Raw genomic sequence first — 23,395 nt, forward strand, 5'->3', positions numbered from 1 at the left:
GAAATTGTTTTATATGTTCATAGTTATATCTAAATTATTTCTTTTCCCCCTTTGGGGGATAGGGGGCTAAAATCCACAAGGCTTTAAATGCAATCCTGTGGTTTCTTCTAAGCCAAATAACAAGTTCATATTTTGAATTGCTTGTCCAGAGGCTCCTTTGGTTAAATTGTCAATTATGGATGTAATTAAAAGCCGGTTTCCTTTTTTCATTAAACTAATAATACACTTGTTGGTTTGTACTACCTGTTTCATGTTGATATTGGTGGTCGTAACTGTTACAAAGGGTTGATTAGCATAATAGGCTTCATATTTCGCAACAATATCTTCCAAACTATCCGTTACAGTAGTGTATAAAGTAGCAAAAATTCCTCTAGCAAAATCCCCTCTGTTAGGAACAAAAATCAATTCGTTAGGATATCCAGTTTGTAACTGCTGAATACTTTGGTTGATTTCGCCTAAATGTTGGTGTTCAAAAGCTTTGTAGTGCGACATATTATTGTTTCTCCAACTGAAATGGGTGGTTTCTGAAGGACTTACTCCAGCTCCTGTGCTTCCGGTTGTGGCGTTAATATGTACATCTTCGTTGAGTAATCCATTTTTTGCCAACGGCAATAATGCCAATTGAATTGCGGTCGCAAAACAACCTGGATTAGCGATATGATTAGCAGATTGTATTGCTGCTTTGTTCAATTCAGGTAAACCGTAAACAAATTGCTTTCCGTCAAATGCAGCGTCTTTAGTCAATCTAAAATCGTTGCCTAAGTCAATAATTTTAGTGTCGTTTGAAAATTGGTTTTGTTCTAAAAACGCTTTTGATTTACCATGACCCAAACACAAGAAAACCACATTTACGTTAGGGTTTACTTGGTCAGTGAAATTCATTTCGATATCGCCCATCAAATCGTGATGCGCAATGGATAAAGGTTTCCCAGCATTAGTCGTGCTGTACACAAAATCTAGAGTAGCATTGGGGTGAAACATCAAAATTCTGATGAGTTCGCCCGCCGTGTATCCAGAACCTCCAATTATTCCAACTTTAATCATGACTCAATTGGTTTACTGATGAAAATATATTTTGTGCATTTCCTAAAATCTTAATGAATCCTTTGGCATCTTCTGATGTCCAAGCATTGTTCATTTCTCCATATTGTCCAAATCCAGTATTCATCAAATCGTTTTTAGATTCGATTCCGTCCAATGAGAAATGATACGGCTTCAAAGTTACCGTCACGGTTCCGTTGACTGTTTTTTGAGTGTCTTCCAAGAAAGTTTCAATATTACGCATCACTGGGTCTAAGAATTGTCCTTCGTGGAATAACATTCCGTACCAGTTGCCTAATTGTTCTTTCCAATATTGTTGCCATTTACCCAAAGTATGTTTCTCTAGTAAATGGTGTGCTTTGATGATGATTAATGGAGCAGCGGCTTCAAAACCAACTCTTCCTTTGATTCCGATAATGGTGTCACCCACGTGGATGTCTCTACCAATAGCATAGGCATTCGCCAATTTTTCTAAAATCACAATGTTGTTTGGAGGCGTGTCTTTTTTACCGTTTACGGCTATCAATTGTCCTTCGTTGAATTCCAAAGTTACTTTTTCTTCTCCTTGTTTTTGCAATTGAGAAGGGTAGGCTTCGCTTGGTAATGCTTCGTGAGAAGTTAAGGTTTCTTTTCCACCCACACTGGTTCCCCAAAGGCCTTTGTTAATCGAATATTGTGCTTTTTCCCAAGAATAGTGTACGCCGTTTTTAGCTAAATAATCCACTTCTTCCTGACGTGATAATTTCAAATCACGAATAGGAGTGATGATTTCAATTTCAGGAGCAATGGTTTGGAAAATCAAATCAAAACGAATTTGGTCGTTTCCAGCACCGGTACTTCCGTGAGCAATTGCGCTTGCGCCAACTGATTTCGCATATTTAATCGCTTCAATAGCTTGAAAAACACGTTCAGCACTTACAGAAAGTGGGTAAGTGTTGTTTTTTAATACGTTTCCGTAAATCAAATATTTAATGGCTTTATCGTAATATTTATCTAGAATTGTAAGGTTAGCGTGTTTGGCACTTCCCAATTCATAGGCTCTGTCTTCGATAGCTTGTAGCTCTTCGTCATCAAAGCCACCTGTATTGATTAATACAGTATGAACTTCATATCCTTTTTCGTTTTTTAAATATTTTAGGCAATATGAGGTGTCTAATCCTCCGCTATAGGCTAATACAACTTTTTTCATGGTATAATTATTTTTTTAAGAATAAGGCTTCTTTAATTTTTTTTAATCTGTTGAGTACTTTTACGTTAAATGGATGTTTGGGTGGATCTTTTGGTTTTTCCTTTGGATCGTACAACATTCCGGTACAAAGACACATTTTATTGTCTTTGCTCTTTAAAATTTCATAGTTGGTACAAGTTTGACATCCTTTCCAGAAACTTGGATCGGTAGTTAATTCAGAAAATGGAACCGGTTTGTACCCTAAATCCGAATTGATTTTCATTACGGCTAAACCAGTAGTGATTCCGAAAACTTTAGCATCAGGGTATTTTTTAAGCGAATAATCAAATACTTTTGATTTGATTTTTTTGGCTAAACCGTGATTTCTATAGTCTGGGTGTACAATTAAACCCGAATGCGCTACGAATTTTCCGTGTTCCCAACTTTCGATATAACAAAAACCAGCAAATTTACCATCAGCCAAAGCGATTATGGCGTCTTGGTTTTCCATCTTTTTCTGGATGTATTCTGGAGTTCTCTTAGCGATTCCAGTTCCTCTTAATTTGGCAGAGGTTTCAATGGTATCGCAGATTTCTTCCGCAAACTTATAATGCTCTTCTTGAGTTACAACAATTTTAATATTCATTGCAAGAGTTGAATTTTGAATTAAATGAAACAAAAACAATTAGTTTTGAACCAATTTCATTCCAAGTTATAGCCCACTTCTGTAAAGTGTTCCAACTTAGTATTAAAGGATTTAAAATGTAATTCTTAGGATATGTACATCCAATGTAAAACGAAAATGATTTCAAAACGGTAAATTGAAAAATGAATAAATGATACAACACTTTGTGGATACTATAAAGATAGTGTCCGTACCTCGGGAGAAGTAGAATAGGTGTTTATCCGTGATAAGAAAGTTATATGTAAACTGATTTTATTCATCGCCTGCAAAAATACAACTTTTTTTATAAAACAAGAGCAATTTTGCGATTTCTAACATTTTTTTGCGTCAATGTTAGGATGTGAAAATATAAAACTCGTTGATTTTTGATATTCAACGACTTAGTTATGTGTTGACGTGTAATTAATTTCGCAGCGGATTTTGGTTTAAAATACCTTTGAGTTTGTTTTTTAAATCCTCACCTGTATCAAAAATCATTTGTTCATTGCTAGGAAAAGGGACTGTTTTTTTATCAAAATTTGGAAAATAACTATCGTCAGCAGCTCTTCGGTCTCCTTTGTAATTGGCATACACATTTTCAAAAATGAATTCGCTACTCAACGGAAAGCTTTGTAATAACTGATTTGTAGTCCAGTTGCTATAATCCACTTTAGCTATAATCATACAGGATTTGAATTGTTTAACTTCATTAATTTTTACAGTTACATCTTTCCAATTGTCTACAAAAACGACTTTTCCTTTTTCGTCCAACACTTCTTTTCCGTTGGCATCAATTAATTTTTTTTGTCCGTCTTTGATGCGACGTTCTTTGATGAACTCTTTCTCTTTGATTTGCTCTGGTGAAATAACAACTTCTCTAAAACGGATACGAACCCCAAAATCATAGCGAATTCCATCTTGTTCTGCATTGTGATATACGGTCCATTTGTCGTTCAAACCATAGGTGTTAAAATCCAGTAAATCGTTTTGTAAACGAACGGGAATAATCATATTGGTTTCGTTTTTTGTGCTAACCAAAACATAATCAGAGCCCTTGAATTTAGCTTCTTTTAATAGCTCATTGACGTCTTTGAAATTGGGATTGATTTGGCTCAAATAAGTAAAATCGTCAAAAGCTTTACGAAAATCCATTTTATTTGTGCTCTTAAGTAAAGCTTTGGCATTGATATACAAATAATTAGAAAGAGCGTTTTTAGTTGCAATTAATTTGTCGTTGTAATTTTCAAATGGAAAAATAGCAGCGCGCCCTTCTTTGAATAATTGCAGCGGGAGCAAAGGTTTGATTTTTTCTTGTCGGTTATTTAATCCTAAGTAAAGCTGATATATACGTTCTATTTGCGTTGGATTATTCTCTTTTTCGAGCAAGTTTAAAGTATTCAAGTCTCTTTCTTTGGCTTTGGCGAAAGCCTCTTCCAACAAATACACATAATCTTGCTTGCTCTTTTTATCTTTATTGGATTCCAAACTTGAAACGGCTATTGTGATGGCGTTATCATAATCGCCAGAATGGACTAATTCTTGGGTGTGTTTGAGTGCGCAACTGGTTATAAAAACTAAAAAGCTAAAAAGGAGTGTAATTTTTTTCATGAATAGTGGTTTTAATTTTAGTTTGGGATAGGGTACTTTTTTTCAAAAACGATGCCATCAAAAAGAGAGCAGGTCCTTTGTTAATTAATTTGTTAAAAAATACTAGTCCAAATATATTGCTAAGCGACTATTTAGCCAACGAATTTTTGTATTTTTGCGGGAAATTAACGAAAACTACACAAATGCAACGCGACGAACAAATTTTTGACCTTATCTTAGAAGAACAAGAAAGACAAATTCACGGAATAGAATTAATTGCATCAGAAAACTTTGTAAGTGACGAAGTGATGGAAGCTGCGGGTTCTGTTTTGACTAACAAATATGCAGAAGGATATCCTGGGAAAAGATACTACGGCGGTTGTGAAGTAGTGGATGTTGTGGAACAAATTGCCATTGACAGAGCTAAAGAATTGTTTGGTGCTGAATATGCTAATGTGCAACCTCACTCAGGTTCTCAAGCTAATACTGCGGTATACCACGCTTGTATTAAACCAGGTGATACTATTTTAGGATTTGATTTGGCTCACGGTGGTCACTTGACTCACGGTTCGCCAGTGAATTTTTCTGGACGTTTGTACAACCCAGTTTTTTACGGTGTTGACAAAGAAACAGGGCGATTAGATTACGATAAAATTCAAGAAATTGCGACTAAAGAGCAACCCAAATTAATTATCGCTGGAGCTTCGGCTTATTCTCGTGATATGGATTTTGCTCGTTTCAGACAAATTGCAGATAGCGTTGGTGCTATTTTATTGGCTGATATTTCGCATCCAGCAGGTTTGATTGCCAAAGGATTGATGAACGATCCGTTGCCTCACTGTCATATTGTAACAACAACTACACATAAAACATTGCGTGGACCACGTGGTGGATTGATTTTGATGGGGAAAGATTTTGAAAACCCATTTGGTTTAACTACTCCAAAAGGCGAAATCAGAATGATGTCTAATTTATTGGACTTGGCTGTTTTTCCTGGAAATCAAGGAGGGCCGTTAATGCATATCATCGCTGCTAAAGCAGTTGCTTTTGGTGAAGCTTTGAAAGATGAATTCTTTACGTATGCGATGCAGTTGCAAAAAAATGCGAAAGCTATGGCTGACGCTTTTGTGAAAAGAGGATATAAAATCATTTCTGGTGGTACAGACAATCATATGATGTTGATTGACTTAAGAAACAAAAACATTTCTGGTAAAGACGCTGAAAATGCGTTAGTAAAAGCAGAAATTACAGTAAATAAAAACATGGTTCCATTTGATGACAAATCACCATTTGTTACTTCAGGAATTCGTGTGGGAACTGCTGCGATTACTACTCGTGGTTTAGTGGAAGAAGATATGGAAACTATTGTAGCACTTATTGATAAAGTCTTGATGAATCATACTGACGAAGATGTAATTGAAGAAGTAGCTGCTGAAGTAAATGAAATGATGAGCGAAAGAGCCATCTTCGTTTTCTAAGATAGCACTCCTTATTGATATAAAGTTTAAAGTTTTGTGTAACACTGTTTCGCAAAACTTTAAACTTTTTTATTTTTACTCCCTTATAAATTCCGATTCAAATGTCCATACTGAGATTAAAACTACCTACCGACCCAAGATGGGTAAATATTGTTGAGAAAAACATTGAAGAAATTCTGACGGATCACGCTTGGTGCGAACAGAAAGCCGCTACCAATGCTATTACAATCATTACACACAATTCGGAGCATCAAGATTTAGTTCAGGATTTATTGGCTTTGGCCAAAGAAGAAATCGACCATTTTGAACAAGTACACAATATCATCATCAAACGCGGACTGAAATTAGGTCGCGAACGCAAAGATGATTATGTGAATGAATTGTATTTGTACATGAAACGAAGCAATACGGGGAGTCGGGTTTCGGGCTTAGTAGAACGCTTGTTGTTTTCGGCGATGATTGAGGCCAGAAGTTGTGAGCGTTTTAAAGTACTTTCCGAAAATATTGAAGACGAAGAATTGTCGACCTTCTATCGTGATTTGATGGAAAGTGAAGCGGGTCATTATACTACTTTTATTGGCTATGCCCGAAAATACGGAGAAGGCATTGATGTGGAGCAACGCTGGAGAGAATGGTTGGATTTTGAAGCTTCTATCATTACTAATTATGGTAAAAGCGAAACCGTTCACGGATAGCAATATCAAAAATCAATTTCAAAGGTCAATTACAATTTCAAAAGTCAATTTCAAAATTCATTGTTTAATAACGAAACCTTATATTTTCTTATATTCCTTATATGGTTTAAAACAATTTCAAAAATCAATTACAATTTCAAAAGTCAATTTCAAAAGTCAATTTCAAAATCTAAAAAGTCTAACAGTCTAATCATCTAACCATCTAGTTTCAAATGCTTTTCATTCAAAAAGGTTCACCAGTAGATACAGCAACAATACGTGATATCGCGTATAGAACGTGGCCAGATACCTACGGCAGCATTGTTCCTGCGGCGCAATTAAAGTACATGTTGGAATTGTTTTATTCTGATGAAGCGTTGACGGTGCAAATGGAGGAGAAGGGACATCAATTTATTTTGGTGAAAGAAAACGAAACTGTTTTGGGTTTTGCTTCCTATGAACACCATTATTTAGGACAAAACACCACCCGATTGCATAAGATTTATTTAGTACCCGAGTCGCAAGGCAAAGGAGCAGGGAAGTTGTTGATTGATTCGGTAGTGAAAGCGGCTACAGAAAATCAATCTGATGCTGTGTCTTTGAATGTGAATCGATTCAATACAGCAGTTACCTTTTATCAAAAAATGGGGTTTGACATTGTAGGAGAAGAAGACGTTGCCTTAGACCACGGCTACTTGATGGAAGACTACAAAATGGAGTTTCGATTGTAATTATTTAAAACGTCAGTTCGAGTGTTTTTTGTGAAGTGAAGCGAAACAAAAAATGTATCGAGAACCGTTTTAAATACAATTTTCCTTTTTCTCGATACTATTTTCTTCCCGAAGTATCGGAAGAAAATCACTCGAACTGACGGAAAATTATCTTTAAACTAATTACTCCACAATAATATTGTGTTTGAACAACAATCCTTTAAGGCCTTCTAAAGCGAAAGTGGCTTTTTTAATTTTGGTTTTCTCAGGGTCAATGGTATAATTGTAGCTGGTTCTAAAATCAGCTTTTGAGGCATTGGCTTTGTCAAATTCTGCGCGATACAAATCACAATGGTCAAAAACTACTTCTGACAAATCAGTCGCCATAAAATCGACAGCAATCAAACTACAGTTTTTAAACTGCGTTTCTTTTAGTTTTAGCGTATAAAATTTGGAGAAATCCAAGTTGCAACGGCTAAACGCTATTTCAAAAATTAATTTATCGCACATGGAGAAATTAATGTCTTGCATTTTGCAGTTGTTGAAATGTACGGTTCGTAAAGCGGTATGATTGAGTTTGGTGCTATTAAAGTTGCAATTGGTAAATGTACAGTCAATAAAAGTAACCCCAATAAAATTACAAGCGGTAAAATCACAATTAATAAACTGACAGGATTTAAATTCTTTGAGGTGCATGGCTTCCTCACCATAAGTGGTGTCTTGGTAGGTGGTGTCAAAGAAATAGGTGGTCATAGAATTGTATTGGTTCCTGTTGGGGCTAAATTACTTATTTCTATTGGGAAATAATGGGAATAATTATTTTATGTATTTGGTAAAGCGTTGAGATTTCGAGGAGTCGGGTACTACTTTTATTTGATAGAAAAGTCCATTAATTCTTTAGGTTCAATCCCTAAAGCATTAGCTATTTTTATTAATGTACGTACAGTTGTATTTATTTTAGCTCTTTCTATTCTAGCAACTTGAGATTTAGGAATAGCGCAATCATTTGCTAAATCTTGTTGAGACATATTTTTCTTTTCACGTAATTGTCTTATGTGAACACCAAGATTTGCAATAAAACTTTCTTCTGAAATATCCATATATCAAAAATCAAAAGATTTATTTTTTGAATGAACGCATAAGTGCCTACAATTTTTATTATATTTGACAAAATTTAATTTATAAAATATGAAAAAGTTATTATTGCTATTATTAGCGGTCTTTGCATTATCAACAAATGCACAGGAAATTAAAAAAACAGATTATATTGTTGAATCTATGACTGGTTTAAGGATGGGAGTAACTACAGTTAAAGAAAATGGAGAAATTCTAAGAAAAGAATATTTTTCTTATATGCCTACAACGAATCAATTCGATGAAGGAATGACAATAGCACAGTCTAATAATGCAGATGATTTTTTAAAGCAATTAGAAAAGCTGAAGGAATTAATATTGAAATTAGAAAAAGGTGAGTCAATTAATTTAGACTTAAATAGAACTGTAAAGAAAGATACCATTCTTGGCGTTAAAGTTCTTTGGATTTCAGGAGACGGACAGGCTGGGGTTGCACAATTAAATGAAGGTCAAATAAATAAACTTATTGATAAGTTAAACAAATGGACAATCAAACAGCAAAAAAACTAAATTTAATAGAAATTATAAAAACCTGATATAGTTTATATATTATCGGGTTTTTATTATCTTAAAAATCCCTGCTACGTAAAGTCTCCTGACTTTTAGCTAATACTATTAAAACAAAAAAACGCTCAAGCAGTTTCTGGATTGTATATCCAGTAAAGCTCCGCTTTGAAAAAACAAACAATCCAAAAATAATTTCAAGTAAACTTGATTATTTTTGGATTGTTTTGTTTTTATTCGTGACCTCGACTGGATTCAAACCAGTAACCTTCTGAGCCGTAATCAGATGCGCTATTCAGTTGCGCCACGAGGCCTTAATTCGGGTGCAAATATAGGTAAAATTAGTAGATATCCAAATCGAAAATTAAAAAATAACTGCTTTTTTTGGACAACTACTGCCTTTCGGTATTTATTTGTCTAAGGCTCTACAGGTTACATAATAACGGTATCCTATCAATGCCATCTGCCATTTCTTCGCTTTGGTGACATCCAAACCTTGTTTGGTTAAACTCGGCAATAGTATTTTGTTGATTTTGGCTAACACTTTGAACATTGCTTTTTTTGGTAAAATAGAGGGTTAGAAAAAGTACGAATTTTGTCATTCCGAATTTATTTCGGAATCTATAAATAATATCAATATTTTTTAAGAAACTGGCTCGAGCGATAGCGAATAGGTAATGCAAACAAGTTTAGTTTGACAAATATATGATTTTTTGTTACTTATTTCTTTTTGGATTTCGACTGACTGGCTTTCTCCAAGGCGATTCGGGCTTTTTCTAATTCTTCTTTTGCTTTGATCATTTCCTCTTTGGCTTTAGCCAATTCTGATTTTTCGTCGGCATCCGTATCTTCAGAATGCATCATTTTTTTGATTTTTTTCTTGAAATCTTGAATGCCTTTTTCATTTCGTAAATCAAATTCGCCTAATGGGTTCGCTTCTGTAGTCCCAAAACTATCGGAACTTATTTCAGCATCTTTTTTGATTTTTTCAATTTCTTCGGTAGTGTAATCGTCTTTTCCTGAAATGACTTCACCATCTTCAATAATTAAGTCTTTTTTATTCGGTTTTTTGATGACAATTTTGGATTTTTTAGTCGATTTTGGAGCATCGTTTTTGTCAGAGAAATTAAATCGGAAGTTTTCAGTTGATGGATTTCCGTCTTCATCATGGAAACCAAACTGCTTCAATGCGTCTCCATTGGGTAAACCATTAAAGAAAAAGTTACCCATTCCATTGGAATTAGCAGGTGTTCCAAAACCAATTTCGTTTCCATATTTGTAAAAGTTAATAGTCGAAATAGGCGATTGCTGGTTGAGTTTCAATTCGCCTTTATTCCCTTTTTCGTCTTCGTAGCTTAGTTTTAAACCCGTTATTTCGTTTTTGGTATTACGTTTCACATCCGAATAATTGATGGTTACACCGTATTTTTTTAAGGCTTTTACATCGTCATTCATTTCTGATTCGGGTGTGGTTTTGTTCCAAGTCATCACCACATCATCCAAAGTGTTGTTGATTTCTAAGCGGTCTTGGTTTTTCTTATTTTGTGCCAATACAGCAATAGAACCACCAATAATTAAAGTAAAAGCAAGTGCTAATGTAAAATACTGTTTTTTGATATTCATAGTATACAATTTAATTAATACGACTGATTTTTGTTTTTAACGAAGCAAACCTATTAATTGATTTTTGTACCCAAAAATACCTTTACAAAAATTTAACGTAATTAACTTTTTGATAAGAAAATGCCAACATTTTTTTCTGAAAAGAGATTAGTGTTCCAAAGCCAATAAACGTTGCAACCAAATACAACACAACACAGCAATTACGCCTAGACTACCCATGACAAACCAATTGGCTTGGTAATTCCATTGGCTAATGATTTCCAAGCCCATTTTAGAACTCGCTATATGCGCTAAACTGAAACTCATAGTAAACAGCGCCATATAACGCCCTTCGTGACCTTTAGGCGCGCGACTCATTGCAAAGGAATTGGAAAAAGGAAAAATGAACATTTCGCCAAAAGTGATAAAGAGTAAACTCACAATTAAGATGCCCGCCCAAGCGTTGAATAGCAAAATGTAAAAACTAATCGCCATTAAGACACATCCCCAAAGAATGATACTCAGTTTACTGATGTCTTTGCGTTGGCAATAGCTGACAATGGGCATTTCTAAAAAGAAAATGAGAATTCCGTTGAATGATAAAATCAGTCCGCTTTGAAATTCGGTTAAACCAAAATGCTCACTGTGATAGAGCGGTAACGTGGTAAATAACTGAAAAAATAAGACTGCGGTAATGAAACAAACGAATAAGAAAATCCAAAATATTTTGTCTTTAAACACTTATTCCCGTTCGGATTCAGCTTGTTTTTTGGCAATCAAATCTTCAGGAACTTTCTTTTCTTTGACCAATACTGCAAAGAGTACAATCGCAATGATACAGGTACTTCCATCGACCCAAAATAACGCTTGATAGCCTTGACTCAAAATAATCAAACCTCCTAAGGCGGGACCTGCAGCAAAACCAAGATTAACAGCTAAACGCACTAAAGTTAAGGCTCGGGTGCGGTTTTCGGGTTTGGCATAAGTACTTAACGAAACGAACATGGCAGGACGAAACATATCGGCAATAACCATAATAGTAAACATACTGACGCACAAAGTCCAAAACGAAGTGACGTATTGCAAGAAAAAGAACAACACACCACTAGTAAACAAACTGAAAATCATGATTTTGTAAAACCCAATTTTGTCGGATAATTTTCCGCCCAACCAAGAGCCTAGCATCGATCCAAAACCAAAACATACCATAATCCAACCTACTTGTGAATAGGAAAGATGCAAGTCTTCTTTTAGGTATTTGGATAAAAAGGGCAATACCATTGTCCCTGCACGATTAATAAAGGTAATTAACGCCAAAATCCAAACTTCTCTTCGAAAGCCTCTAAAATTATTGATGTAACGTTGCAGTCCGGACTGAATCATAGTATAGTTTGAGCGACAAAGGTACCAACTTTTAGTCAAGGATTTATTTTTGAAATTAGCACTATGTGAAATAAATTTCATTTGAATAGAAAACACTTTGTTTTCTGTTGTATTGTGTAGTATTTTTGTTGAAAAGATATTCAGATGAAGAACTTACTTGTACTTTTAATGGTGTTGCAGTTTGGCTTTGCCCAAGCCCAATTCAGCCTGGCTGCGGTAGAAAAATTCCAAAACGAATTGAATGCCGAATATGCCGATGCTAAAACGAGTCCGCTTTTACCTGAAGATTTAAAAACGTTTCAAACCTTAGATTTTTATCCTGCCAATGAAAAGTTCTACGTGGTGGCTAAATTCATTCGCACGGAGAACGAGCAACCTTTTGAAATGAAAACGTCTACAGATAGAAAACCGGTTTATGTGAAATACGGAGAAGCGCATTTTAGCATTGACGGTCAAACTTTTCAGCTCAATATTTACAGAAATATAGAATTGTCTAAGAAAGAGCAATACAAAGACTATTTGTTTTTACCTTTTTCTGATTTGACTTGCGGGAACGAAAGTTATATTGGCGGAAAATACATTGACATGAAAATTCCGCAAGGAGATACTATTGTGATTGATTTTAATACCTCGTATAATCCGTATTGTGCGTATAGTCACAAATATTCGTGTCCCAAAGTGCCTTTGGAAAACGATTTAAAAATCGCCATTCGAGCTGGAGTTAAAAAGTTTCATGACTAATGCGTTATTTTAATTTACATACTCATTCGTATAGCAATCAGGCAGATGTGGTTGAATTAGTCAATCAATACCCTCAAGAATTTACCGATGCAATTCCTAATTATTCTATTGGAATCCATCCTTGGTTTATTGTGGAAGATCGCATCGAAAGTGATTTGGCTATTATCGAAAGTAAATTAAAGGATTCCAGTTGTTTGGCAGTGGGCGAATGCGGATTGGACAAGCGAATTGAAGTTCCGTTTGAATTGCAGCAAACCGTTTTTGAGCGTCAATTGCTTTTGGCAGAACAGTACCAAAAACCAGTTGTGATTCATTGTGTAGCGGCTTTTCAAGAATTGATTGCTATTAAAAAGAGATTGAAAATTTCGGTTCCTTTTTTAATTCACGGATTTTCTAAAAATGAACAAGTAGCCAAAGAATTGTTGGCAAATGGTTGTTACATTTCATTTGGGAAATATTTATTGCGAATGCCCCAATTAGAATCCGTTTTTTGCGCCATGCCCAACGATCAATTTTTCTTGGAAACCGATACGGATGAGCAAACGATTCAAGAAGTGTATGACTTGGCAGCACAATATAAAGGGCTGTCAGTAGCCCAAATACAAGAACTAGTGAATGCCAATTTCCGAAAGGTCTTTGGATCAGAACAAATAACCAAATAAACGAATAAACAAATAAACACAATCATGGCAGAGTGGACAGAAAGAGCCGAATTATTATTTAAAAAAGAAGGATTAGAAAAATTACAAAACGCTAAAGTATTAGTCGTTGGATTAGGAGGAGTGGGATCTTTTGCTGCTGAATTTTTAGCAAGAGCAGGAGTAGGCAATATGACTATAGTTGATGGCGATGTGGTGGATATTACCAATATTAACCGACAATTACCCGCTTTACATTCTACCGTTGGTCAACCTAAAATTACGATTGTAGGCGACCGTTTAATGGACATTAATCCCGAATTGCAATTGACTCGAATCCAAGAATTTTTGTCGCCAGAACGTGCGTTTGAATTGGTTTCACCTGAATTTGATTATGTTTTAGATTGTATCGATAGTGTCACTCCTAAATTGAATTTGATTATTGCGGCCAAACGAAAAGGAGTAAAAGTCATCAGCAGTATGGGTGCTGGAGGCAAAATGGAAGCCGCTAAAGTTAAAGTGTCCGATATTAGTAAAACGGAGAATTGCTTTTTAGCTCGCACCATTAAACGCCGTTTGAAAGAAGTGAAAATTGACAAAGGAGTGAAAGTAGTTTTCTCTTCAGAAATACAAGATGAAAGCAGTTTAAAAACTACTGACGGAAAGAATTTTAAGAAATCATTTTACGGCACCAATAGTTACATGCCAGGCTTATTTGGCTTATATGCTGCTGAAACGGTGATTCGTTATTTATTGAATAGAGAGTAATTAGTGAATAGTATAAAAATATGATACAAACGGTAATTTTTGATATGGATGGTGTAATTGTGGATACAGAGCCAGTACACCGCTATGCGTATTACAAACAATTTGCAGAATTGAATATTGAGGTAACCGAGGCGATGTACACTTCGTTTACAGGATTTTCTACTCGGAATACATTTCAAACTTTAAAAGAACAATTTCAGCTAGCGCAGGAGGTAGAAGATTTGATTCAGCGAAAAAGAAGTATTTTTAATGATGCTTTTGATACCAAAGAAGATTTGGAATTATTAGAAGGTGTTCGTGCTTTAATTGAAGATTTACACCAAAACGGAATCCAACTAATTGTGGCTTCTTCGGCTTCTAAAGTGACCATTGACCGAGTTTTTACTCGTTTTGGCTTACACGATTTTTTCACTCATATTGTGAGTGGAGAAGATTTTCCAAAGTCCAAACCACATCCGGCTATTTTTGAACATGCTGCTTCTTTGTCGATAGCTCCAAAAGAAAATTGTATTGTGATTGAAGACAGTACTAACGGAGTAAAAGCGGCTAAAGCGGCTGGTATTTTTTGTGTGGGATACAATAGTGAACATTCCAAAGACCAGAACTTGGACGAGGCAGATAGGGTAATCAATCACTTTAAAGAGTTGAATGCTGAAGTTGTACGTGTATTAAATTAATATTAACACTGAACATTCAATTGAATTTGTAAATTTGGAAAACTAAAAAACAAAACTATGAAAAAAATAATTTTTGCATTAGCAGTATTAATTTCTCAATTTGTTGCTCAAGCACAAATTAAAACACCACAAGCCAGTCCAAGAGCTGCTGTCAATCAAATGGTTGGATTGACAGAAGTAGAATTAAATTATTCTCGTCCAGGAGCAAAAGGAAGACCTGTTTTTGGAAATTTAGTACCGTTTGGTAAACTTTGGAGAACAGGTGCCAATGAAAATACAACCGTATCTTTTAGCGATGATGTAATCATTGACGGAAAAACCTTGAAGAAAGGAAAATATGCTTTGTACACAGTACCAAGAATTGAAAGTTGGGATATTATTTTTTATACGACTACTGATAACTGGGGATTACCAGAACAATTCAATGAAGCTAACGTAGCATTGAAAACTACGGTAAAAGAAGAAGCATTATCAAAACCAGTAGAAAGTTTAACCATTAGTGTCTCGGGTTTAGAAACCAATTCAGCATTTTTAGAAATTTTTTGGGAGAACTCCTACGTGGCTTTAAAGTTTGAAGTACCTACTCAAAAAACGGCGATGGCAAGTATTGAAAAAGTATTGGCCGGTCCTACAGCCAATGATTATTATTCAGCAGCGAACTTTTTATATCAATCCAATAATGATTTAGCAAAATCATTGGTCTATGTAAATAAATCGTTAGAATTGAGTAAAGACAAACCATTTTGGTTTTTAAGATTAAAATCGTTGATTCAAGCAAAACAAGGTGATAAATCAGGCGCTATTGAAACCGCAAAATTATCTCTAGAGGCTGCAGAAGAAGCTAAAAATCAAGATTACGTAAAAATGAATAAAGACAGTATTGCTGAATGGAGCAAGAAATAATTTGCCATTCATTGCAATAAAAAAAATCCCGTTTAAAATTTTAAACGGGATTTTTTTATTTAGCTAACAAAGACTTTCTGATTTTTGAATACCAATCGCTCCAGAAGCCAAGCAATAACTATGGTCAATAAAGCACCTATGAAATTGAGCCATAAATACCCTAATTTTTCTTCGCCACTTGGGTAAATATAAATGGCAAAGTAGTAAATAATAAATATGGTAATTTGGCTAAAAACGGCGCTGTAAAAAATAGCATCCGATTGAATTCGTTTGGAGTAAATACCTACTAGGAATATTCCTAACACTGTTCCGTAGAATATAGACCCAATGATGTTGACCAATTGAATTAAGTTTTCAAATAAGGTGCCAATACAAGCAAAAAGAATGGCCACAATTCCCCAAAATAAAGTAAAAAGTTGGCTGGCATTCAGGTAATGCTTCTCGGATTTTTCTACTCGTAAATTGCGTTTGTAAATATCAATGGTTGTGGTGGAAGCCAATGCATTCAATCCCGAAGCGGTTGATGACATGGCTGCTGAAATGATTACAGCTAGTAACAATCCGATGAGTCCTTTGGGTAAATAATTTAAGATAAAGTGAAAAAACACATAATCTTTATCGTTCGTTTCGCTGTGAATATCAGCTTTGGAAATGATTTCTTTGGCACGATCTCTTAAGTCTTTTTCTTTGTTAGATAGAGCAATCATTTCTTTTCTAAGAATAGGATTGTCGTAATCTTGATTGAGTTGGTCAATGTACAAGAGGTTGATTACTTTCTTGTCTTCAGACACCAATTCCAACTTTTTTTCTAGTGTATGATATTCCTTTTTGAATGGCGAATTTTCAACTATAATTTTATTATTTGGATTGAAATTTAACGGAACAGGATTGAATTGGAAGAAGACAAAAACTAAAACTCCTGTCAATAGAATAAAAAATTGCATTGGGACTTTTAATAGTCCATTCATCAATAATCCCATCTGACTTTCTCTTACTGATTTCCCAGATAAATAGCGCCCCACTTGAGATTGGTCTGTGCCAAAGTAGGCTAAAGCCAAGAAAAAACCGCCCGTAATTCCGCTCCAAAACGTATATTTTTCTTCTGGATCAAGCGAAAAATTGACTATGTCCATTTTAGCATTAGCACCAGCAATGTGCATCGCATTACTGAAACTCATGTCATTGGGCAAGTAATACAATATCCAAAAAAAGGTAATTACCATCCCTAGCAAAATGACAAACATTTGCTGTTTTTGGGTTACGTTGACCGCTTTGGTTCCTCCAGTTACGGTGTAAATAATAACCAGTACTCCAATAATAATATTCAGATAATTGATATTCCAACCCAATAAGGCTGACAGAATGATAGCTGGAGCATAAATAGTCAATCCTGTTCCGAGTCCTCTTTGAAATAAGAAGAGGATAGCAGCCAAAGAACGGGTGCGTAAATCAAATCGTTTGCCCAAATATTCGTAAGCGGTGTACACTTTGTATTTGTGATAAATAGGAATGAATGTTACACAAACAATTACCATAGCGATGGGTAAACCAAAGTAAAACTGAACGAATCCCATTCCGTCATGATAGGCTTGTCCCGGAGTAGATAAGAAGGTAATAGCGCTGGCTTGTGTTGCCATTACAGAAAGTCCAACAACGTGCCAAGGCGTTTCATTACTTCCAAGAATGTAGTCTTGAACGTTTTTACTTCCGTGACTTTTCCAAGCACCATAAATTACTATAAATAGCAGTGTAACAACGAGTATGATCCAGTCAAATAATTGCATAGTTTAAGCGTATAACTGCATTATGAGGTAAAACAACAAGATATAAATGGCATTAATTACAAGTACCCAAGTATAACTTTTTTTCCATGTTTTAGTTTTTGCCTTCATCGTTGATTGATTTTACTCTTAGTAAATGAATTGGATTTAATCTGTAAAATCAGTAGGTTCAAAATCAGTATTAATAATCGAAACTCCTTTTTGTAGCAATAAGTTATTAGGATAGATTACTAATTCGCCTTCTTTATTAATCATACTTATGTAAAAAGCGCTGATGTCTTCAATTTCAGCAATCACGGGAAAATCTTTATCGTGAATATGAATGGTATCTCCAATTTTAAATGGATAAGAAAAAAATAAAATAATTCCCGAAGTAATATTACTCAGAATAGACCATTGTGCAACCATCGCCACACCTACAACCGTTGCAATTGACGATACAGCTATAATAATGTCTTTGGCATCAACTCCCCAAATAATAATTAAAGCTACAATTAAGAGAATATTAATTAGTAAATGCAGGTATTTAATTACCAAATTTGTTCTTCTTTCTATAGTTTGGCTCAAACGCGCATAGCGGCGTACTAATTTAGTCGTGATTACTCGTAATAGTACCAGTAGTATCAAAACAATTCCAGTACCAATGGCTTCGCGTGCAAAATCGTTGAAAAATGAAATGTACATAGTTTAGTTGTCTAAATTGTTTAAATAATCAAATACTTTATCTGTTGGCATTCCCATTACATTGGTGTAAGAACCTTCTATTTTGGCTACACCAACAAAACCAATCCATTCTTGAATTCCGTAAGCTCCCGCTTTGTCGTACGGTTTGTAATGGTCTAAATAATACTGAATAGCTTCATCGCTTAGCGTATTAAAAGTTACTTTAGTTACTTCAAAAAAAGTATCTGTTTTCTCTTTAGTTTTAAAACAAACCGAAGTTATGACTTCGTGAGTGGTATTCGACAATGATTTTAAAATGGCAAAAGCATCTTGTTCATCTTTGGGTTTCCCCAAAGCAGTATTGTTGTGCCAAACAATGGTATCACTTGTAATTAGAATTTCGTTATCGTTTAATTCTCCTTCAAAAGCATTGGCTTTTAGTTCGGCTAAATAATTAGTAATGGCTTCGGCCTTCAATTCAGGAGGATAGACTTCTTCTATTTCTTTAAGCCGAATTTCAAAATCCAAATCCAAATCTTTGAAAAATTGTTGGCGTCTCGGCGAACCCGAAGCTAAAATCAATGAATAATTGGCTAATTTATGTCTAAGCATTGGATAGAATTATTAATCGTGTTTTCCGTCAAAGTTTTCCATCCATTTTCCTTGCACTTTCATCACTTGTTCAATCACATCACGAACAGCACCTTTTCCTCCATTTTTATGTGAAATATAAGTAGAAATGGCTTTGATTTCAGGGCTAGCATCTTGAGGACAAGTAGGTAATCCTACTAATTTCATTACGTGATAGTCAGGAATATCGTCTCCCATATATAATACCTGTTCCGGTTTGATATTATAAATATCGGTGTATTCATCAAAAGTGGCTACTTTATCGGGTGTTCCCAAATGAATATCGGTAATGCCTAAATTACGTAAACGAACACGAACCCCTTCGTTGCTTCCTCCCGAAATGATACACACATTATAGCCACAATCTACCGCTGATTTTAGGGCATAACCATCACGAATATTCATGGTTCGTAACATTTCTCCTTCGGTAGAAACAAAAACAGAACCATCAGTAAGTACGCCGTCAACATCAAAAATAAAAGTAGTGATGTCGTTCATTATTTCTTTATAGCTTTTTGCCATTATTTTGTATAGATTGAGTTAGTAGTGTATAAATAGTAGATTGGTTTTCATCAGTCAAAAACTGTTGGTGTGCTTCAATTGTGGTTATATCGTTTCGTTTTGCTGGGCCTGTTTGGGCTTCTTTTGGCGAAAGCGACACAATTTTATTCGCCGTTTCTTGAATCAAAGGTTTTAGAATCTCAAAAGAAACGTTGTTAGTATTGCAAATTTCGTTTCCTATTTGGTACAAATGATTGACAAAATTATTCACAAATACGGCCGCTACATGCAAGGCTTTCCGTTGATCAGAATTGATTTGGTATACAGCATCTGAAATTGCATTAGCAATTTGGTTTAGCGTTTCTAAATCTTTTTCATTTTCGGCTTCTAAACAAATGGGAATTGTTTTGAAATTCACTGCTTTGTCTTTGGAAAACGTTTGTAACGGATAAAAAACTCCACGACGATTTTTATTTTCTAAAGTAGTCAAAGGTACCGTTCCCGAAGTATGAACCACCAATTGATTTTCAAAAGGCAATTGGGACGAAACCTCAGCAATAGCATCATCGGATACTGCTATAATGTAAACATCTGCCGCTTGTAATTGGGTGTAGTCAGAAGTAATACTATTGGAATCGAGTAGGTGAGTCAGACTCTTTTTATTGCGCGCAAACACCTGAACCAATTCAATTTGGCTATCCAAAACAATTTTATTTTGAAAAGCCTGAATCAAATGTTGCGCTACATTTCCAGATCCGATAATAATTACTTTAGTCATACCCGCAAATTTAGCAAAAAAATGAAGAGTTTGGCTTCAATTTATTCAAATCCTAATGAGGCTTATTTTTGGATTAAATTAACAAGTGTCCGATTATGGAAGTCAACATTTTTAAGTACTTTTGTCCCACTTATACAAAAATATAATTCCTTACTAATGGATAAAAAAATAAGCTCAATTTTGTTTTCTACCCGCTTGATGGCGGTTCTTTTTATAGTTTTTGCTGTGGCGATGGGAGCAGGGACTTTTATTGAAAGTAAATACAATACAGATACTGCTCGTATATGGATATATAACGCTTGGTGGTTTGAAGTAATAATGGTATTTTTTATGATTAATTTCATTGGAAATATAAAGCGTTACCAATTGTTGAAAAAAGAAAAATGGGCTACTTTGTTATTGCATTTGGCATTCGTTTTTATTCTTTTAGGCGCTTTTATTACCCGTTACATAAGTTATGAAGGGGTGATGCCTATTCGCGAAGGCGCAACAGAAAATAAAGTATATTCAGATAAAACCTTTTTGACTGTTTTTGTAGATGGGGAGTACAAAGGCGAAATGAAAAGACGTGTGTTTGAGAAGCCGTTATTACTTTCTCCGGTTGCCAATAATAATTTTACACTTTCTGGCGAATTTGCCGACAGTCCCTTCAAAATAGAGTACTCTAATTATATTATGGGTGCCAAACAAAAAATTACTCCAGATGCCAAAGGAACTTTGTATTTGAAATTAGTAGAAGCTGGTGCGGGTGGTCGAGAAGAACATTTTTTAAAAGAAGGCGAAGTGCAGAATATTCACAACGTGTTATTTGCATTGAATAAACCTACAGCAGGAGCTATCAATATCAATACTACAGGAGCAGCGCCTACCATTCAAACTCCTTTTGAGGGAAATTTTATGCGAATGGCGGATAAGTTGCAAGGCAAAGTTGAAAAAGACATTGTACAACCCTTAATGATGCGTTCGTTGTATTCTATTGGCGAAAAGCGATTTGTTTTTCCAGATGTTCCCACTCGAGGAGTTATTGCGTATGAATCTAGTAATGATTTTAAAGCCAAAAATCACGAAGATGCTTTAGTGATTAAGTTGAAAGCCGAAGGACAAGAAAAAGAGGTAACAATTTTAGGTTCGAAAGGAAAAACGGGCGAACCACAAACAGTAAAAATTGGTAACAAAGACTATTCTTTCTTTTTTGGAAGCAAAACCTATGAATTGCCTTTTACTATTAAATTGAATGATTTTATTGCTAAAAAATACCCTGGAACAGAGAAAAGTTATTCGGCTTTTGAAAGTCAGGTGACAGTTAAAGACACAACAGAAACATTTGATGCTCAAATTTATATGAATCACGTTTTGGATTACAAAGGCTTTCGTTTCTTTCAATCGTCTTTTGATCCTGATGAAAAAGGAACCGTGTTATCTGTTAACCATGATTTTTGGGGAACCAATATCACTTATTTAGGATACTTCCTTTTGTATATTGCTATGATGGCCATTTTGTTTACGAAACATTCTCGTTTTGCCGATTTGAAACGAAAATTAGAAGTGGTGAAATCGAAGAAAGCAAATTTGCTGATGCTTTTGATTTTGATGTTCAGTTGGAATGGTTGGTCTCAAGAACAGCATCATACGCACGAGGCAACAGCAGTCCATAGTCATTCGGGGACTAGTCAAAAAATGCCCTCTCTAAAAGAAATCGATTCTTTGATTGTAAAATACAAAGTATCAGAAGAGCATGCCGCAAAGTTTGGTCGTTTGATTATTCAAGATGCCGGTGGACGAATGAAGCCAATTAATACTTTTTCTTCTGAATTGTTGCGAAAAGTGAGTCATGCAGATACCTACAACGGAATGAATTCTGATCAAGCATTTTTGTCGATGACCCAGTATGCCAGTGCTTGGATTCAGGTACCCATTATTTATATCAAAGCAGGAAATGACAGTATTCGTAAAGTAATCGGGATAGATTCCAAAGCGAAGTTTGCTCCTTTTATTTCTTTTTTTGATGCTAAAGGAAATTACAAATTGACACCTTATTTAGAAGAGTCTTTCAAAAGTGCTAATCCCAATCAGTTTGAAAAAGATTTTATTGAAACAGACAAAAAAGTGAATTTGATGGAATCGGCATTAAGTGGTCGAATTTTGAAAATTTTTCCTATTCCCAATGACCCCAACAGCAAATGGATTTCATATTTGGAGTTGAATGAATCAGGTATGAAGGGCATGGATGCTACTTATACGAAGAGTATTTTACCTTTGTATTTTGGAACTTTAAATACTGCGGCGACTTCTAATGATTATACCTCGGCTAATGAATTATTGGAAAGTTTAAAAGGTTTTCAAAAGAAATTTGGAAGTACGGTGATGCCTTCGGAAGATAAAATTGATTTAGAGATTGCCTATAATAAATATGATGTTTTCAAAAATTTGCCGTATTGGTATTTGGCAGCTGCTGTTTTGATGCTATTGCTATGTATTGTAGATATTTATAAATCAAGAAAAGCAATACATATAAGTATTAATGTGATGCATGTCACTATTGGATTGCTCTTTGGATTACATACTTTAGGGTTAATTGCTCGTTGGGTAATTTCGGGTCATGCACCATGGAGTAATGCATATGAATCAATTATTTATGTGGCTTGGGCGACTATGTTCTTTGGTTTGGCTTTCGATAGAAAATCAAAATTAACGGTAGCCTCATCTGCATTTGTAACGGCTATGATTTTAATGGCAGCTTATATGAATTGGATTGATCCTGAAATCGCTAATTTGCAACCAGTCCTCAATTCGTATTGGTTAATGATTCACGTGGCAGTAATTGTAGCTAGTTATGGTCCGTTTGCTTTAGGTATGATTCTAGGATTAGTTTCTTTAATATTGATTTTGTTTACCAATGAGAAGAATAAAGCTAAAATGGATTTGAATATTCAGGAGCTGACCTATATTAACGAAATGGCATTGACAATTGGGTTGATTATGTTGACGATTGGAAACTTCCTTGGTGGACAATGGGCTAACGAAAGTTGGGGACGTTATTGGGGGTGGGACCCAAAAGAAACTTGGGCATTGATTAGTATTATGGTCTATGCGTTTGTAATTCATGCCCGATTTGTACCTGCTTTGAGAGGAAAGTGGATTTTTAACTTGATGAGTATGTTGGCTTTTGTATCGATCTTATTTACGTATTATGGAGTAAACTTTCACTTAGTTGGTTTGCATTCGTATGCCAGTGGAGAGGCAAAATCATTAAGTTGGATTTGGGAAACGCTAGGAGGGATTACGTTGTTAGGAGCTGTTACTTATCCAAAGTATAAAAAGTATTATAAAAAATAATAGAAAATTTATATACAAAAAAGGTTCAATTTAA

At 35.0% G+C, this 23,395-nt stretch carries 23 protein-coding genes, 1 tRNA gene and 1 pseudogene; 10 read left to right on the forward strand and 15 right to left on the reverse strand.

What is annotated here, in order from left to right; all coding sequences use genetic code 11:
• Window positions 1–66: 66 nt before the first annotated feature.
• The 4 genes from argC to Q0L65_RS00480 all read right to left on the reverse strand — a co-directional run bounded on the left by argC (window position 67) and on the right by Q0L65_RS00480 (window position 4,481).
• Window positions 67–1,044, reverse strand: coding sequence for an N-acetyl-gamma-glutamyl-phosphate reductase (gene argC, locus Q0L65_RS00465; RefSeq protein ID WP_296682281.1), 978 nt, complete (start codon window positions 1,042–1,044; stop codon window positions 67–69).
• The gene (locus tag Q0L65_RS00470) at window positions 1,037–2,230 is read right to left on the reverse strand and encodes an argininosuccinate synthase domain-containing protein (RefSeq protein ID WP_296682283.1); all 1,194 of its coding nucleotides are present in this window, start codon (window positions 2,228–2,230) and stop codon (window positions 1,037–1,039) included. Before Q0L65_RS00470 ends, argC begins: the two co-directional genes overlap by 8 nt.
• A 7-nt stretch (window positions 2,231–2,237) precedes the next feature.
• Complete coding sequence (locus Q0L65_RS00475) at window positions 2,238–2,855, reverse strand: GNAT family N-acetyltransferase (RefSeq protein ID WP_296682284.1); 618 nt, start codon at window positions 2,853–2,855, stop codon at window positions 2,238–2,240.
• A 441-nt stretch (window positions 2,856–3,296) separates the two neighbouring features.
• Window positions 3,297–4,481 carry a hypothetical protein gene (locus Q0L65_RS00480; protein ID WP_296682286.1) on the reverse strand — a complete coding sequence of 395 codons (1,185 nt, stop codon included), beginning with the start codon at window positions 4,479–4,481 and terminating at the stop codon, window positions 3,297–3,299.
• Between the two features lie 182 nt (window positions 4,482–4,663).
• Here Q0L65_RS00480 and glyA point away from each other — a divergent pair, with 182 nt between their 5' ends.
• The 3 genes from glyA (at window position 4,664) to Q0L65_RS00495 (ending at window position 7,343) form a co-directional block, all read left to right on the forward strand.
• Complete coding sequence (gene glyA / locus Q0L65_RS00485) at window positions 4,664–5,938, forward strand: serine hydroxymethyltransferase (protein ID WP_296682288.1); 1,275 nt, start codon at window positions 4,664–4,666, stop codon at window positions 5,936–5,938.
• Between the two features lie 107 nt (window positions 5,939–6,045).
• Window positions 6,046–6,633 (forward strand): tRNA-(ms[2]io[6]A)-hydroxylase, encoded by a 588-nt coding sequence (locus tag Q0L65_RS00490; RefSeq protein ID WP_296682514.1) that lies wholly within the window; start codon window positions 6,046–6,048, stop codon window positions 6,631–6,633.
• Between the two features lie 212 nt (window positions 6,634–6,845).
• The gene (locus tag Q0L65_RS00495) at window positions 6,846–7,343 is read left to right on the forward strand and encodes a GNAT family N-acetyltransferase (protein ID WP_296682290.1); all 498 of its coding nucleotides are present in this window, start codon (window positions 6,846–6,848) and stop codon (window positions 7,341–7,343) included.
• A gap of 162 nt (window positions 7,344–7,505) precedes the next feature.
• On the opposite strand, the gene Q0L65_RS00500 is transcribed toward Q0L65_RS00495, so the two are convergent.
• Together Q0L65_RS00500 and Q0L65_RS00505 are read right to left on the reverse strand one after the other, a co-directional pair.
• Window positions 7,506–8,075: a pentapeptide repeat-containing protein gene (locus tag Q0L65_RS00500; protein ID WP_296682292.1), complete on the reverse strand. Its 570-nt coding sequence runs from the start codon at window positions 8,073–8,075 to the stop codon at window positions 7,506–7,508.
• A 116-nt stretch (window positions 8,076–8,191) separates the two neighbouring features.
• Window positions 8,192–8,422, reverse strand: coding sequence for a helix-turn-helix transcriptional regulator (locus Q0L65_RS00505; protein ID WP_296682295.1), 231 nt, complete (start codon window positions 8,420–8,422; stop codon window positions 8,192–8,194).
• Between the two features lie 88 nt (window positions 8,423–8,510).
• Between Q0L65_RS00505 and Q0L65_RS00510 the strand changes: the two genes are divergently transcribed.
• Complete coding sequence (locus tag Q0L65_RS00510; RefSeq protein WP_296682296.1) at window positions 8,511–8,966, forward strand: hypothetical protein; 456 nt, start codon at window positions 8,511–8,513, stop codon at window positions 8,964–8,966.
• Window positions 8,967–9,200: 234 nt separating this feature from the next.
• Here the strand turns inward: Q0L65_RS00510 and Q0L65_RS00515 are convergent.
• From Q0L65_RS00515 to Q0L65_RS00530, 4 genes and pseudogenes are all read right to left on the reverse strand, one after another.
• Window positions 9,201–9,274 (reverse strand) — tRNA-Arg (locus tag Q0L65_RS00515).
• A 95-nt stretch (window positions 9,275–9,369) separates the two neighbouring features.
• Window positions 9,370–9,513, reverse strand: a complete 144-nt coding sequence (locus Q0L65_RS00520; protein WP_296682298.1) for an SsrA-binding protein — start codon at window positions 9,511–9,513, stop codon at window positions 9,370–9,372.
• 167 nt (window positions 9,514–9,680) lie between these two features.
• Window positions 9,681–10,583, reverse strand: a complete 903-nt coding sequence (locus Q0L65_RS00525; RefSeq protein ID WP_296682300.1) for a hypothetical protein — start codon at window positions 10,581–10,583, stop codon at window positions 9,681–9,683.
• A gap of 147 nt (window positions 10,584–10,730) precedes the next feature.
• Window positions 10,731–11,945 (reverse strand): annotated as a pseudogene (locus Q0L65_RS00530) (MFS transporter).
• A 144-nt stretch (window positions 11,946–12,089) separates the two neighbouring features.
• Between Q0L65_RS00530 and Q0L65_RS00535 the strand changes: the two are divergent.
• Genes Q0L65_RS00535 through Q0L65_RS00555 form a run of 5 tightly spaced genes read left to right on the forward strand, consistent with a single transcriptional unit; the run spans window position 12,090 to window position 15,672 of the window.
• Window positions 12,090–12,686, forward strand: coding sequence for a DUF1684 domain-containing protein (locus Q0L65_RS00535; protein WP_296682302.1), 597 nt, complete (start codon window positions 12,090–12,092; stop codon window positions 12,684–12,686).
• On the forward strand, window positions 12,686–13,348 hold the full coding sequence (locus tag Q0L65_RS00540; RefSeq protein WP_296682305.1) for a TatD family hydrolase: 663 nt from the start codon (window positions 12,686–12,688) through the stop codon (window positions 13,346–13,348). The genes Q0L65_RS00535 and Q0L65_RS00540 overlap by 1 nt, the downstream gene beginning before the upstream one ends.
• Window positions 13,349–13,372: 24 nt before the next feature.
• The gene (locus tag Q0L65_RS00545; protein WP_296682306.1) at window positions 13,373–14,092 is read left to right on the forward strand and encodes a tRNA threonylcarbamoyladenosine dehydratase; all 720 of its coding nucleotides are present in this window, start codon (window positions 13,373–13,375) and stop codon (window positions 14,090–14,092) included.
• A gap of 20 nt (window positions 14,093–14,112) precedes the next feature.
• Entirely contained in the window at window positions 14,113–14,769 is a 657-nt protein-coding gene (locus tag Q0L65_RS00550; RefSeq protein ID WP_296682308.1) for an HAD family hydrolase, read from the forward strand.
• 57 nt (window positions 14,770–14,826) lie between these two features.
• Window positions 14,827–15,672: a DUF2911 domain-containing protein gene (locus Q0L65_RS00555; RefSeq protein WP_296682310.1), complete on the forward strand. Its 846-nt coding sequence runs from the start codon at window positions 14,827–14,829 to the stop codon at window positions 15,670–15,672.
• Between the two features lie 59 nt (window positions 15,673–15,731).
• Here Q0L65_RS00555 and Q0L65_RS00560 read toward each other — a convergent pair whose 3' ends face one another.
• The 5 genes from Q0L65_RS00560 to Q0L65_RS00580 form a co-directional block, all read right to left on the reverse strand.
• Window positions 15,732–17,456, reverse strand: coding sequence for a sodium:solute symporter (locus Q0L65_RS00560; protein ID WP_296682311.1), 1,725 nt, complete (start codon window positions 17,454–17,456; stop codon window positions 15,732–15,734).
• A gap of 144 nt (window positions 17,457–17,600) precedes the next feature.
• Window positions 17,601–18,131, reverse strand: a complete 531-nt coding sequence (locus tag Q0L65_RS00565) for a mechanosensitive ion channel domain-containing protein (protein ID WP_296682516.1) — start codon at window positions 18,129–18,131, stop codon at window positions 17,601–17,603.
• 9 nt (window positions 18,132–18,140) lie between these two features.
• Complete coding sequence (locus Q0L65_RS00570) at window positions 18,141–18,728, reverse strand: Maf-like protein (RefSeq protein ID WP_296682313.1); 588 nt, start codon at window positions 18,726–18,728, stop codon at window positions 18,141–18,143.
• 12 nt (window positions 18,729–18,740) lie between these two features.
• Window positions 18,741–19,268 carry an HAD-IIIA family hydrolase gene (locus Q0L65_RS00575; protein WP_296682314.1) on the reverse strand — a complete coding sequence of 176 codons (528 nt, stop codon included), beginning with the start codon at window positions 19,266–19,268 and terminating at the stop codon, window positions 18,741–18,743.
• The gene (locus Q0L65_RS00580) at window positions 19,252–20,025 is read right to left on the reverse strand and encodes a DUF2520 domain-containing protein (RefSeq protein WP_296682316.1); all 774 of its coding nucleotides are present in this window, start codon (window positions 20,023–20,025) and stop codon (window positions 19,252–19,254) included. The genes Q0L65_RS00575 and Q0L65_RS00580 overlap by 17 nt, the downstream gene beginning before the upstream one ends.
• Before the next feature lie 156 nt (window positions 20,026–20,181).
• On the opposite strand from Q0L65_RS00580, the gene ccsA reads away from it, so the two are divergent.
• A complete protein-coding gene (ccsA, locus tag Q0L65_RS00585; RefSeq protein WP_296682318.1) occupies window positions 20,182–23,361 on the forward strand; it encodes a cytochrome c biogenesis protein CcsA in 3,180 nt (1,059 codons plus the stop codon).
• Window positions 23,362–23,395 lie beyond the last annotated feature (34 nt).

The organism is Flavobacterium sp. (genome assembly GCF_024642105.1).
Classification (GTDB): Bacteria; Bacteroidota; Bacteroidia; order Flavobacteriales; family Flavobacteriaceae; genus Flavobacterium.